Raw genomic sequence first — 14,766 nt, 5'->3', positions numbered from 1 at the left:
TTCCCTTCGGCTTGCAGGCGGTGGCCTGCAAGCCGAAGGTGTGTGGTTAAGGAATAAAATCTCGTCTCGATCTGCGGCGTGCTTACGCACGCTGGCTGCTCAGTTCACTGAGCGCCGCCAGCAGCGCATCCTGTTCAGGCTGATGCTGACGTAGCTGTTCGGTAAAAGCGGTTTTCCCCGTTGGTGCTAAGCGTTCCGCCTCTCGGTTTTCAGCCGACGGTGCCGCAGGGTTTGCAGGCCATTGCATCGCTCCACGGTCAGTCGCCATTTCTACACCAGCGCCCTGTCCGGTTTGCAGCGTAATCGGTACGATCCGGCTGGTGCCGTCTGCGGCCTGCGCTTTTAGCGCCAGTTGGATCTGGTTAACCTGCACCGCACTGGCATCGGTAATACGCACCACGCCGCTGCGGGCATCAAACTGCACCCACGCAGGCAACGGACGCCCGTTCGCCAGTTGCAGCGTCAGTGTGGCGTTGCCTTCACGCACGCTGAACATGCGCTGCGGCAGGCTAAAGGCCAGCGCGCCGGAGGCATCCGGCTGCAACGCGCCCTGCACACTGCTGAACGCCGATTCCAACGCCGTTGTCTGACCACGTACGTGCAGGAACAAGTTGGAATCCGACGGAGAAACAGCGGCGCTGTCGCGCACGGCGGTACCAGCACGCGAAGATAAATTGACCTGCTCCAGCGTCGGCATCAGCTGTGACATCACAGGATCGAGCACCCAGGGCGCATCCGACGGACGCGTCGTATCAGCAGCGCGCTGGCGTGCAGGTTCAACGGTGATACTGGTGGGTAACGATTGTGGTTGCGCGTCCGAACGAGACAGATCGGCGACAATCGCGCCCAGCGGCTGCTCGCGCTCTCTTTGATCCGCATCCGCAGGCAGGCTTGCGCCCTGCTGCACCAGAATCACCGGCGCCGCTGTTGAGGTGTTATCAGGATTGGCCGGCTCTGTCGGCGTACCGGGGTCGACTGGAGTACCGGGGTCGACTGGCGTCGAAGCGGCGTTGACCGTCAGCGCCACAGTCAGCGTCGTCGCGTTGCCCGCGCTGTCCGTGGCGGTAATCGTCACGTTAAACGTTCCCGCCGCAGAAGGATTACCGCTGAAAGTGCGCGTCTCGCTATCAAAGCTCACACCGTTAGGCAGCTGTGCGGCGTCAATGGTTATCGTTAGCCTGTCATTCTCAGGGTCGCTGAACAAACCGGTGGGCAAGGTATAAGACCAGCCAGAGCCCACCTGTGCCGTAGGCGGGGTGAACAATTCGGCATGGCCAACGGGCGGCAGGTTTACCTCTCTCGACAGCGTAACGCCAAGCGCCTGCGCCGCAGAATCAATCTCTCCATCGTTGAGCACTAACGTCAGCGAGGTCGCATTTCCCACCAGTGAAGCGCTCGTTGCCCAGCTAATCTGACGTGCCAGCGCCGTGGCATCCGCACGAGAAATGGCGGCAGTGAAGGTCACGGTAAGCTTGCCGTCCACCTGCGTGAAGGTCGCTACCGCTTGCCCATCTTTGCTAATCACGCCATTTGCCAACGTGAAGCCATTGCCCGCGGTAAAATCAAAACGATCGCCTGCGGTTGCCGTTTCGCCACGCTGTAGCGTAATCGACGCCCCCTGATAATTCCCCGCCCCGCCGTTCAGTGCATCCAGTTCCGCATCACTGAGGACAATCGCCGGTGTCACGATGACCGCCGGGCCGTCAACGCGATAAACCGGCAGGCGAGAAGTTTCATCCAGCACCGACACGCCGTTGCCGAGCGTAATCAGCCCACCGTCAACTGGCAGCAGATGAGCGAAGCTTGAACCGTTACTGGTTAGCGTATCGAGTGGGATCAGCGTCTTATCGTTCAGAACATAGCGAGTAAGCGACCCATCCCCTTTAGTGGCATACAGCACCCGCGCATCCGCAGAGAGGGCGAGATCGCTCACCGTGCCTTCTGCCGCGACGCGGGCAAGATGCGTAAAGGTTCCCGTTGCGGTATCCAGCGCGAAGGCATCAATCTGCCCAGCGCTGGCGACAAAGACGCTGCGACCATCGGCGCTGACGGTAAGCTGCTCTAGTCCTGAGAGTTGCACGGTATTGCCTGCGGCATCGGTAAAACTGCGGACGTGTCCCAACAACGTCAGTTTACCGCTGTCGTCGCGCTGATAAACGATCACCGTCGAGGTATCGTTAATTGCTGTAGTAACAAACAACAAATCACCACGGCTGAGGATGCGGGTCGCAGCCCACAGATAAGGCTCACTCGACATATTACCGCCCAGCGCCTCAACATAGGTTAATCTACCTGTGGCGGTGTCACGGCTGAAATAGGCTAACTGGCCGCTGTATCTATTGATGAGATAAAGGTTCTTTCCATCCTCAGAAAGAGCAATCCCATTGATGTCATCGAGATTGCCATGATCAATATTATAATTACTTTCTATCGTCGCGTTATGAGTCAGCGCACCATTCACATCCCGGCTAAACCAGACAATCGCGTTGCCGTCGGCACGCAGCGCGTACACGCTGTTGCCATCGGCAGAAACCTGTAGCTGGCTTATTCCGGTCACCCCCTCTGCGGCGGCAAAGGTACGCACATAGGTTAATTCACCGCTGCTGGCATCGCGCTGGAATAACGCAATCGCCCCTTTATTATCGCTGACGTACACCGCTAGCCCATCTGCCGTAAGGGCTGCCGCCGTCACGGTACTCAACCCGGCAATCGCCGTGTAGGCATTAACCAGACGCAGTTCATCGGCGGAAAGCAAGGGATCGTTCGCCACGACAGGCGTATCGTTAATCGGGGTAATCGCCACCGATAACGCGCTAACCTGAGAGTCCAGATAGCGATCGGACAGCGTCACCGTCACCGCAACCTGTGCGGCTGGCGTATGGCTGTCGCTGGCGTAGGTAATCTGGCGCAGCGTATTCTGCACATCTTCCGTTGTCGGAATCGTGCCTGCATTAGCATTAAAGCGAATCGTCAGCACACCGTCTTTGTTACTGACCTGACCAATGGTGACGCCGTCTTTCTGAAGCGTATCGCCCGACAGCGTCAGGCCATTGCCTGCACTGAAGCCCAGCTTATCCAGCGCCGTTTTGCCATCGCCCAGCGTGATTTTCAGCGTCGCGCCGTCGTAGTTGCCCTTGCCGCCGTTGAGTTTGTCCATCTGTGCATCGGACACCGTTGCATCCGGTACCAGCACGATAGGATCGGCACGTTCAGTATAGGTTGGCGTGGTGCCCGAAATCGTAATGACCGGCGCAGTATTGGTTTCTGCCGCCGGCGCTAGCGTCAACGTAATCGCCTGCTCCAGCGTGGTTTCCGGTGTAGTGCCGTTATAGCTGTCTTCCTTGATCATCAAGGTGACATGGCGTTCCCCGCTCGGGTTATTGCCCAGATAGTTGTAGCCGATACTGTCAATAATTTTGGCGGTTTCACTGCCGGTGTTCATCGAGTAGATGACAACGGTTGCCTTCCCGTCTCGTATCGCAACAGAATATTGCAGCCCATTGGCGGCTTGCCGTACACCGTTAGATGATTCAAGAACGATTGTGGCTCCTCGCACATTGATCACCTCATTCGGCCCTGACGCATCAAACGTCATCACGACCTGCCAGATGCGCTGCCCGCTCTCAATGGTGTCTATCTGAGTATCTTTAAACAGCTTAACGAACTCGCCGTTGCCCGGAATTTGTGGGTTAAGTACGGTCATCGTTAACGTTGACGGATCGTTCACACCGACGAGATTGACGGTGATATCCAGGTCAGCGACGTTATTGTCATTGTCACGAATGCTGAAAGTGAAAGTGGGTGACGAACCCGCCAGTTCAGGATCCTGACTGGTGTTGTTATAGGTGATTTGGCGCAGCACATTTTGCGCATCGGCTTGGGTTACTACGGTAATAAATTTAATCGTCAGCGCCCCATCTACCTGGGTAAAGGTCGCGATGGCAACGCCATCTTTTAGGATGTTGTTGCCATCGAGCGTTAAACCGTTATCTGCCTTCAAGCCAAAGGTGTCTTCAGGTCGTCCACCTTCCTGTCGCCCCACCGTGATGGTGGCACCGTTATAGTCGCCCTTCGTTTCATTCAAGGCATCAAACTGCGGGTCGGACAGACGGCCTGAAGGCAGCAGCACAACGGGATCATTGCCTTCGGTGTAAACCGCCCCAGTCGTACCTACATTCAGTATGCGGACCTGATCGCTACCGACCAGATAGAGTTGCTTACCATCTGCGCCCAGTTCCACATTTTGCAGTCCAGAGAAACCGATGCCCATCTCACCACTTTTAATGGTCTGTTTCAGCGTCAGGCTGCCATCTTCCGCACGGGAGAAGACCGAAATGTTCTTGCCGATCACGAACAGCGCCGTGCCATCAGCGGAAACGACCAGATCGGTCGCCAGCGCTTCGCCAGAGTCACTTCTGTCATCGGTAAAAACAAATGGCTCTGTCGATGCCAGCCTGAGTGCCCCATTGGCTCCCACCGTTATCGTATTGAGCGTGTAATTGCCCACATCAGCATGAATTGCATACAGCGTTTTACCATCGGGAGACAGCGCCAGCCCGTTGATGTAATACTCGCTCGTTCCGCTAATCTGACCGACTTGAGCCAGCGCCCCTTGTGCATCAATGGTGAAAGCCGTGACGCCAACGGTACTACCGGAACCCGATACGAACAGGTAACGCCCGGCTGGATCAAGCACCAGACGGCTCGCCCCAATCAGATTATCGGCCTGAGAAACCGCAGCCAGAGCACCGTCTGCCCCGCGCTTAAACACCAACACGCTGCGGCTATCATTATCACTGCCAGACTGGGCAGCAGTGAGATAGAGGTAATCGCCCTGAGAAACGATATGGGAACGGACATCCAGCGTATGACCGCCCAGCGCTGCTTGATCAAGTACAGCGGCTTGCGTCAGTTCACCGTCGTTGCCAATGCGGAAAACTGTCACCGCGTTGCCTTCACTGCCGACCACATACAGGTATTGTCCATCAGCAGACAGGGTCACCTCGGACGCCCCTGCTAATGAGGGATTGTCATCGAACCTGTCGAACTGTCGCGTCTCGTCATTAAATACTTCTCGGTAATGAGGGAGGATTTTTGACAGGGTGAACTTCCCTTCTGTATCACGGGTAAACACACTCAGCACCGCTGACCCGCTATCCGGCGCGCTCACAACATAGAGCGTTTTTCCGTCAGCAGACAATGCGGTGTCTTTTACCCCTTGCATAACATCTCTCTGGAGCGTTTCATTATAGAACGCTGACAGCGACCTATCGTTGCTCAACGCGGAGGATTCACCACCGAGCGTCGGAATTTGTGCAGGATCAGAGGCAATCTTTAGGGTAAGCGTCTGCTCTGCCTGTTGGCCCGACGCATCCGTCGCGACGACGCTAATAGAGAAGCTTCCCGCGCCATTGAGCGCTGGCGTGCCGGAAATCGTGCGAGTATCGGCATCGAAGGTTAACCCCGCCGGAAGGCCATTGACCTGTAGCGTCAATGCGCCATTTTCAGGATCGCGGAACAGATCGTCTGGCAGCGTTGCGGTATACGATTGTCCGGCAGTAGCCGATGGCGGAACGTAGTCGCTATTATCCACCACTGGGGCCTTATTCGGCACCAGCGTCAGTAGCAGGCTGGTTTCCTTAACGCCGTCGCTAAAGGTGATAGTCAACGGGATCGAGGCATCCTTTGCCTCGCCATCATAGCGGTAAGTCACCTGATGCAGCACCTGATTGACGACTGTTTTCGTGACGCTATCGGTAAAGACTATCCTCACCGTGCCTTCGTTCACGCTGAACGTGGCGATTGTCGCGCCCTGATACTGAATATCGCTACCGGATAAAGTCAGGCCATTTCCACTCTGGAAAGCGAACTGATCATCAGCCGATGCGTCACCGTTACGGCTAATGACGATCGTCGCGCCATTATAATTATCAACCCCATCCAGTTCCCGATCTGACAGCGAGACACCTGTTGCAAATGGGACATCCGTCGTCTGGCTATAAGGTGCATTGGCTGCCGCATTGAGCACGTTCAGCCCGGCAAAGAACGTACTCACTCCAGCATAGATATTCTTACCATCCGCACTGACGGCAAGATGGTTAACCGTGTTAATCGAGAGTTCTACGCTATTACGATAGGTTAACGCACCAGAATCGCTATCGCGACCAAACACCAGCACTGACTGACCACCGAGCGCAGCAACATACAATGCCGAACCATCTTCGGACATCACCAGTTCACGCAGAGACAGCGCATTCGCAGGAATATGTCCTGCATTATACAAATCCAATGTACCAACATAGGTCAACGCCCCCGTCTCCGTATCACGGCTGAAAATCGAAACGGTGCCCTGTGAATTTGACGACACATAAACAAAGCGGTTATCAGGGGAGATCACGATATCCTGCAACCCGTTGAGATAACGATCGTCCTTCGGAATGTCCGCGCTGTTCGCATCGGCCGCTATCGTGGTTTTATTAATCGTGGTGACATAGCTCAGGCTGCCCGTCGCGGCATCGCGCGACAATACGGTAATACTGTGATTTCCCAGATTGGAGATATAAGCCGATGTGCCGTCACTGGACAGCACGATGCCGCTTGGGCTTCTCAACGGAATCGTGTCGCTGCCCACCAGCGAACCGACAAACGTCAGCGCACCGGAAGTGGTATCACGCGAGAAGAAGGTCACCGCGTTTTTATCAGTAGCGCGATCAACTGGCGTCACACCGTTAATGGTGTATAGCGAGGTGCCATCCTCGGACAGCACCATCTCGGACACCGTCGCATCCAGCCCGCTGACACCATTCACACCCTGTGTGGCAACAACCCCAACATAGCTCAACTGTCCCGTTGTGGTGTCACGGCTAAATTGCACCAGCGAGTAGACGCTTCCGCTGCCTCCCGCCACATACACGCTGGAGCCATCGTTCGACTGCACCAGCGTGGTGATGGTGTTCAGGCCGTTAACTTCAATCGCAGGGGTGGATGGATCGTCCTGTTCACCCTGCGTGAAGCTTTGTAATAACGTCAATGCGCCGGTTTCCGCATCACGCGCGTAAACGCGCAGATAAGTCTTGCCGCTGTTATTGTTGCCTTCGCTACCGGTGACCAGCAGGGTTTTGCCATCCTGAGAAACGCTAATCGCCGACACGCGCTCGTTGTAGCCACTCAGCGTCCCCGCGTTGTAAAACAGTGTGGCGTCAGGGGAATACGTCGCCTCTATCGTCGGCAGCTCGTTGAAGGCCAGATTGATACTACTGGAAACTGTCAGCACCGCCGTGTCGCTCCCGCCATTCGCGGTACCGCCGTTATCCTGCAATTCGGTTAACGTGATGGTACGAACACCACTGGCGCTGCTGCTCTCTTTGCCCGTTGAGTAGCTCAGACCATCGACCAGCTTCATCATCGCCATGCTGCTGATGCCCTGAACGCTACTCAGCACTAATGAAGACTGACCGCTAAAAGCGTTATAGGTGTAGCTATACTGGTAACCGCTAGTCGTCGTACCCGTGCTGTCTTTGCTGAGATCGATAAGAGTGCCATCGACCGTCAGGTATTCCTGATTCGGGCTGTTAAGTCCGGCAATGTTGATCGACAGTTTGGTCAGCGCCTGTCCGGCTTCCCCGGTATTCACGGCGGTGTCTTTAAACAGTGAGACGGCTGCGCCACGTATATCGAGCGTCAGGTTACTTCCTCCCTGACTAACCAGCGTCGGTGCGCTGTTGGCAGTCAGCAGCAGTGCGACGGTAGAGACTGTACTGCTCAGCTCGCCATCGTTCGCCGCCACGGTTAATGTGACCGTTTCGGTCGCATTCTGACTGCCGACGTTACGATAGGTAATCTGTTTAAGGACGGCGTTGGCGGTTTCTTTCGTCACATCGGCAGTAAACGCGACGCTGAGCACACCCTGATTCTGTGTGAACGTTCCAATTTCCACCCCCGATTGCAAAATCTTGCTATCTTGCAACGTCAGGTTGTTGCCTGCGCTTAGGCCGAATTGATCGTCTGAAGAAGGGGTTTCACGACCGATGGTAAGCGTCGCGCCGTTATAGTTACCTGCGCCGCCGTTTAACACATCCAGATTGCTATCCGAAAGCGCGACATGATCGGCAAACGGTAAGTCACTGCCGTAGAGATAAGTGCGTAATGCGCTAAAGCGCTGAATGGTCTCACCGGCGATCAGGAGCGATTGCCCATCGGGTGATAACACCATGCCATGCGTGTCGCCAATATTCTGAATCAGGCCACCTTCAGTTAGTGCCCCTGTCGTAGCGTTGACGCTATAAATCTGCAACGTCCCTTCGCTACTCAAGGCATAGAGCTGGTTACCGTCGGCGTTAAGATACAGTGCGTTGACGCCTTTGAGCGTTTTCGTGTCCGTGTGGGTCAGCGTTTTTCCTTCAGCGCCATCGCGCAGTTGGTAAACGCTAATTTCGCCGTTGTCAGGATCGGCGACGTAGATGAACTGCTGATCCTTCGAGATCGCCAGTTGATACTCTACCGCGCCATAGCCTGCCCCAGACGTTTCCAGCGTGGCGACAGACGTTAATGTTCCGTTATCGCCCCGTTGGAAAACCGAGAGCGTATGTTTAGTGCCCATCCCCATAGTCACAACATAGTTACCGCTGCTCGCGACAATACCATTAATCTCGATCCCGTCAGGGTTCAGGCGCTGAAGGAACGTCAGGCTTCCCGTTGTCACGTCACGCGTAAAGACCACCATACCGTCCCACTCTGTGGTGGCATAAACTTGGGTACTATCGCTGGAGACCGCAAGCCCGATAATATTACCGTGTTGCGAAGAGGTGGTTTGGGTATAGCTGCCCTCGACCTGAATAACCTGCCCGTTTTCGTCGAGGCTAAGTGCGACAATATTGCTACTACCGGTAGTGGCGTATAGCGAACGGTTGTCGGCACTCAGCGCAATCTCTTTCACATCCTTAAGCGCACTGATATCGCTCAGCGTTTGGCTCAACGTCAGTTTGCCATGCTCGCCGACGGTAAAGACCCCCAACGAGCCATCGCTTCCTATGGCGTAGGCATACGCGCCATTACTGGAGTAGCGTACCGCCTGTGGTGATTCCATACCCGGCACGACGAGTAATTCAGCCAGTTCGGGCGCATCCGATGCAGACACCACCGGTGCCACGTTGATTTTGCTGTCGATGGTGACGGTAGAGTGGATATTCAGATCGGCAGTGTCGCTCTCATCGCTCAGGCTTTTCAGCGTCACTGTGACATCTCCACCGGCCACGGTTTTATCCAGCGGCTTATAGGCAATGCCGTCGATCAGCTTAGCGACGTCATTGGGCTGAATTGCATCAGATGACGCAATACTCACGGTGATGGTTGTCGTCGCACCGCTAACCGCAACGGTATAGCTGTATTTTCCCTCGCCTTCTGTCGTTTTCGCGCCATTAGTGGCTGCCAGCGTAATCTCAGTACCGTCGATGACCAATGACTGATTCGCGCCCGTGCGGTTGACGGTAATCACCAAATCTTTCAGTTCCTGCGCGTTTTTATCCGCCGACACGCTCACGTTGCTGAAAAGATCGACCGCTTCAAAGCTATCGCTGGTATCCGTAATGGTGACTGTCGCTTTGACAGGTGTGGCATCCACGCCGGGTGCCGTGTCTGTTGCCGCGACATGCGCAGCCACATCAACCGCCGTGGAAACAGCCGCAGCATCAAACATCATGCGCGGTTCCAATACCCACGCCTGACGCGGCGCGCGCGTAAAGCCTGAACCAGATTTTGAGCGGGAAAACGTCATCGTGTTATGTCCTGTAATAAAGAGGCAACTCGCGTCATGGCTGCGGGATAGCGGTTATTCCACCAGCCGCACGTAGCCGCCCTCGGTTTCAATCTGACCAGCAATGCGGTTCAGGCGTTGGATCAACTGCTCTTCAACGCCCTCTGCGCCGAAGCCTGCACCATCGATAAAACTCATACGTCTTTCACCCTCAGTGCAGACCAACAGACCTGGTGTCGCTTCCTGATCAAACAGGTTGCGACCAAAATCTTCAGGGTCACCGGGACGAATGCCGACAAAATAGAACTTGATGTTGCGCGCGCGGAAGCTGGAACAGAGATCGCGGAAACGCTGGGCGGCAAAGGAGCGAGGCAGTTCGCCTCCTGCTGAACCACGGAATTCATTGCGATTGAAGTTATAGCTATCGGTATCGAACCAGTTACCAATGGTGTTGGCCATCATGACGATCACTTTTTGCCCGTCACCGTTGCCGTCCAGATTGAAATCCAGCGGCAAGGTCGCATCGCCCCAGCCGTCTGAACCGCGCATATTGGGTGACAGCGCCGCGCCTGCCCACCCCATCGCGATGGCATAGTTGGTGTTGAAACGGGCAGAAAACTGTTCGATACGCTGATTCAGCTTGCTTTCTTCATTGGTCAACGGCATCAGCGCCGCGTTCGGGCACCCTCTATCTGCGACGATAAAGCGGGTATCTACGACATCGGAGTTGTTGTCCCACGGGTAGAGATCGGGATTGGGACCACGCCAGGAGATCGGTGGCGCACCGGGGCTGCCGTTTTGCGGCAGATCGTGACGGTAATACACGCGGAATTGACCGACAGGCGGTTCATCCCAGAAGAAGTTTTCTTCCCGACCCAACCCACGGTACATACACAACAAATTGGCACGACGATCGGGGAATCGACGATCGGCCAGACTACTCACCACGCCGCTGGCAAAGAGCGAACGCAGTTCGGGGGGAATCAACGCACTCGGCGTAGACCAGCGACGAATACGGTTGGCATCTTCCGCATCATAGACATTGACCGATTGGCTATAGGGCACCAGAGACAGCCACAGGTTGTCGCGTTTACCGTCCGCGCTGCTCAGCATGCGCTCAACGAAGCTGCGGCTAACACTTTTCAGCGAACGGATATCCCCTTCGCTCATATCCCCCGTCACTGGCATGACAAAGGCAATTTCGGTCGGGCGGTTGACGATCTCTGACGTCGAGTACACTTCCTGCTTCCTTGCACCGAGGTTCAGCAGGCTAGGCTTGGTTTCAAAGGCGACAGTAACGGTGTAGGTTTTACGCGTAGCACTATTCTGTCCTTCCATGACGGAGACGTCCCCCGCCACCAGCTTTTCACTCAGGGCTTTATTCATCCCCAGATTATTTTTGACGTATTCATACGCCAGCTTATTGGTGTCTTCCTGGCTGTACTCTTCACCATTAATGGTCGCCTGATGCCCGACAGCCAGCGCGGCGGCATCTGTCGCGCGTTTGATTTGCGTCGCATCGCCGGTCGCCGTGGAGGTATCCACGATAAAAGCCGCCGTCACCAACAACGCCATCGCACCCAGCACATAAAACCCTGTACCCGCCCCTTTTTCCTGCTGAATAAAGGCAGACAGGCGTTCACGCCAGAACAGAGTGGTTCTGCTATCGTCTTTTTTTACTCGTCTGTTCTGTAAGGTTTTTTTCATCCTTTCCTATCCTGTATTCCTGGATTCAGCGCGTACTTAACCCGCCCATAGAACGGGAAAATAAAAACGACATGGCTCACACGTTATTTGTCTTAATCGTTTCGTTATTCCGGCAACGAGATTTTCGTCGCCGTTTGCGGTCTATTGCCGCTTATCTTTAGGTTTATAAAGCCCGTATTTACTGTAAGAGCCAAAGCTACTGCTCTTCTTCTTCCAGACCGGCCTCTTTTCGGAGTACCTCATCCAGATCCACCACGTTGATAGCGACCCGATTGACTGACGAGGCATGTAACAGCCCGCCCAGCGACAGGCCGCCCAACAGGCTCACATCTTTCCCCTGACGGCACATCTCAACCACGATCATGGAGGTATTTTTGCTGCCCTCTTCGCGGTCTCTTTCCGGCAGTTCAGGAAGATATTCTTCACCTGGCAGCGTTTCACTTTCCGCGCACAGTGCTTCTGCCGTGCCCCTGCTCAACTGCCAGTACAGCTCGCCAGTCTGGCGTACATTGCTGATTAACAGTTGATAATTGCCTAATCCTTCCGTTGGTAACACCGTGTTGAGTAGCCCTTCCAAGCCTTTTTCATCGAGCTTCTGCTGCATCGCCAGTATCGACGCGATGGCACCCGCACGTTGTTCCATACGCGTGCGTTCCAGCCCGACGGTATAGATATCCGCACACAGCGACCCCATCGCCAACACAATAGGAAACGCTAACGCCGTTTCTACCGCAGTAGACGCGCCGCGAGAAAACCAGAAGCGGCGGAGCCCATTCAGTAAATGGCTGGCTTTCCATGAACGACTGGTTTTCAGTAAAAAATCAGTCATTGCGCAGTTCCGTCCCAAACACATGTTTGTACTGGTAGCGGAAGGTGTCCCCCAGCGTTAACACCCCCGGTAGCGGCGTGATAAACGCCTTTTTAATCTGCACCGTCACGGACCACACTGGCAGCGTCGTCGTTTCCTCACCATTGGGATTGTCCTGACTGCTATTGCCATTCGTCAGCCCACCAAGCTGGCTCAGATTGTCGAAGTGCAACACGCTGACGGTTAAATCGTCTTCCTTGAGGTAGCCGTATCCCGCTTCAACCATCCGTGCTTTTAGGCGCGTTCCCATCTGCTCCGCGCTGTCCGACGCCAGGTTGTCGAGGCGGAAGGCCTGCACGGCTTTATCCAGTGCGGCGCTACCGGCGGCAATCACCAGCCCGATGCGCGCCAGTTCAAACAGCATCATCACCCCGACCAGCACCACTGGCACCAGAAACGCGACTTCCGTGGCGATCACGCCGTGCGTGCTGCGCCAGTGGCGTTCATGGCGCGGCACGATACTTTGCACACTGCCTCTATCACGCCACGAGCCGAGATTACGAAGCCACGCCATTACTCAGGAGCGCTCAATTGCAGGCGTTGACGACTGGATAACAGCAGCGCTTCACCACGGGATTTATCCTGCTGCATCTGCTGTAAACGCTGGTTCAACTCGTCGATCAGACCATCAATACGCTGTGGCTGGGCAATGGTCGCCAGCGCCGCACGCGCGTCAGTGTCTCTGCTCTCGGAGAGGTAGGCCAGCGCCAGATTCAACCGACCGGTTGCGTTGCTTTCATCCACCGAGCGCAGCAGAGAAATGGCTTTGTCCGCGTTGCCGCTTGCCAGCCAGGAGAGCGCCAGATTATTGAGTGCCGCCACATCGGCAGGATTCACCTGCAATGCTTTTTCAAACAGTTGGCGTGCTTCAGCATGCTTACCGGAAGCATCCATCACCACGCCCATGCCATTGAGGGCGCCAGCATCGTTTGGCTGTGCTTTCAGCGCACAGGCAAAGTCGGTCTGCGCCATGGTATTACGCCCTAATGCCAACTGCGCACGGCCCATTCCCAGACACACCGCCAGTGCTTCTTCCGGCGTCATTTTGTTGGTATCGCCGCCCAACGCCTGACGTGCTCGTCCGTATAACTCCAACGTTTGCTGTGACGAGCGCACCAGTGCGGCCACGCTGGCATACTCCAGCATCTCAGCGCCTTTCAACGCATCACGGCTATCCAGACGCGCATACACTTCCGTTGCCGCCTCAACACGCCCCTGATCGCGCAGCAGGCGTGCCAGACGCAGCCCTTCATCCTTACTGCCTTTAATCGCCATCGAGCTGCCGCATCCCACCAGCACGGTACTGACGATGAGCAATGCCAGCATGGGCGCGCCGCGCTTAAGTTTTGCTACCAGATCGATCATTTTCGCTAACTCCATCGGTTGTCACCCTAGTGAATTCCGGTTCAGACCGGGAATCACGTTTTAAAATCAACATGTCGGAAACAAAACTACATGTCTGAAACAAGACTACTGCGCCAACAGGCGAACCACGCGCACCAGCGCAGGCGACGCCATAATGGCGATAATCGGCGGCAGGATCAGCGCCATCAGCGGTACGCTCAACTGCGCAGGGAGCTTGCCCGCTTTCTCTTCCAGACTCAGAATCAGCGTCTTGCGGCTTTCATCCGCGATCGTGCGCAGTGCCTGAGACAGCGGCGTACCGTAGCGTTCTGCCTGAATCAGCGTCGCCACCATGCTTTCAATCTCACTGACGCGGGTACGCTCCGCCAGATGTTTCATCGCCAGCGTGCGATCTGACAGGATCTGCAATTCTGCGGCGGTGTAGTGCAGTTCGTCCGCCATTTCCGGTGAAGACAGTCCCAGTTCTTTCGATACCACCTGCAACACGCGCCCAATCGGCAGACCGGCTTCGGCACAGACCACCATCAAATCCAGCGCATCTGGTACCGCGCGCGCCAGCTTTTCGCCCCGGCTTGCCGCACGCCATTTCAGCCACCACTCCGGCACCATGGTACCGACAAAGAAACCAATCAATCCCGCCGCAACGCCTGTCAGCCCCGCACGATCAGCGGGCGGTAACCAGCCCCACACCAGCGCGATAGCAAGCAGCGCTCCGGCGGCAAATTTTCCCATCACTAGCCAGCCCACCGCTTCGTTGCGGCGGATCCCAGCCAGATCCAGCAGGCGGCGCAGATTGCGGCGATCGCGTTCCGATCCCGCCAGCCGCTCGCCCTGTGTGGCCAGCGGCTGCAACAGCTTTTCCAGCAGGGGAGATAATGTCGTTCCCTGGCCTCTCAGGATGTTTTCCTGAGAGGCCGCCTCTATAGAGGCCGTGGGCAAATGCCCGCGCATGCGAATTTCCAGTTGCTTGTATTGCTGCGTTTTATGCTGCATACGTGCCAGATAAATCCCCGCCACCATCAACACGAGCGCCAGTAACAGTAAAGGGTCGTCAAATATCGTCATGAATGGCTCT

The 14,766-nt window shown here is 55.7% G+C and carries 6 protein-coding genes; all 6 read right to left on the bottom strand.

Features of this window, described 5'->3' with window-relative positions; all coding sequences use genetic code 11:
* Nucleotides 1-82: 82 nt before the first annotated feature.
* The 6 genes from NAL19_RS03775 to NAL19_RS03750 all read right to left on the bottom strand — a co-directional run bounded on the left by NAL19_RS03775 (nt 83) and on the right by NAL19_RS03750 (nt 14,756).
* Nucleotides 83-9,772, bottom strand: coding sequence for a beta-propeller fold lactonase family protein (locus NAL19_RS03775; protein ID WP_263058792.1), 9,690 nt, complete (start codon nt 9,770-9,772; stop codon nt 83-85).
* Nucleotides 9,773-9,826: 54 nt separating this feature from the next.
* Nucleotides 9,827-11,458: a Tad domain-containing protein gene (locus tag NAL19_RS03770; RefSeq protein WP_263058791.1), complete on the bottom strand. Its 1,632-nt coding sequence runs from the start codon at nt 11,456-11,458 to the stop codon at nt 9,827-9,829.
* A gap of 196 nt (nt 11,459-11,654) precedes the next feature.
* Nucleotides 11,655-12,287 carry a TadE/TadG family type IV pilus assembly protein gene (locus NAL19_RS03765; protein ID WP_225086964.1) on the bottom strand — a complete coding sequence of 211 codons (633 nt, stop codon included), beginning with the start codon at nt 12,285-12,287 and terminating at the stop codon, nt 11,655-11,657.
* Entirely contained in the window at nt 12,280-12,840 is a 561-nt protein-coding gene (locus tag NAL19_RS03760; protein WP_263058790.1) for a hypothetical protein, read from the bottom strand. The genes NAL19_RS03765 and NAL19_RS03760 overlap by 8 nt, the downstream gene beginning before the upstream one ends.
* A complete protein-coding gene (locus NAL19_RS03755; RefSeq protein WP_225088093.1) occupies nt 12,840-13,691 on the bottom strand; it encodes a tetratricopeptide repeat protein in 852 nt (283 codons plus the stop codon). The genes NAL19_RS03760 and NAL19_RS03755 overlap by 1 nt, the downstream gene beginning before the upstream one ends.
* A 105-nt stretch (nt 13,692-13,796) precedes the next feature.
* Nucleotides 13,797-14,756: a type II secretion system F family protein gene (locus tag NAL19_RS03750; RefSeq protein ID WP_263058789.1), complete on the bottom strand. Its 960-nt coding sequence runs from the start codon at nt 14,754-14,756 to the stop codon at nt 13,797-13,799.
* Nucleotides 14,757-14,766: the final 10 nt, after the last annotated feature.

Source organism: Pectobacterium sp. F1-1 (assembly GCF_025643735.1).
Classification (GTDB): domain Bacteria; phylum Pseudomonadota; class Gammaproteobacteria; order Enterobacterales; family Enterobacteriaceae; genus Pectobacterium; species Pectobacterium colocasium.
Note: the sequence above shows the minus strand (reverse complement) of the source record. Positions and strands in the feature narration are given on the sequence as shown.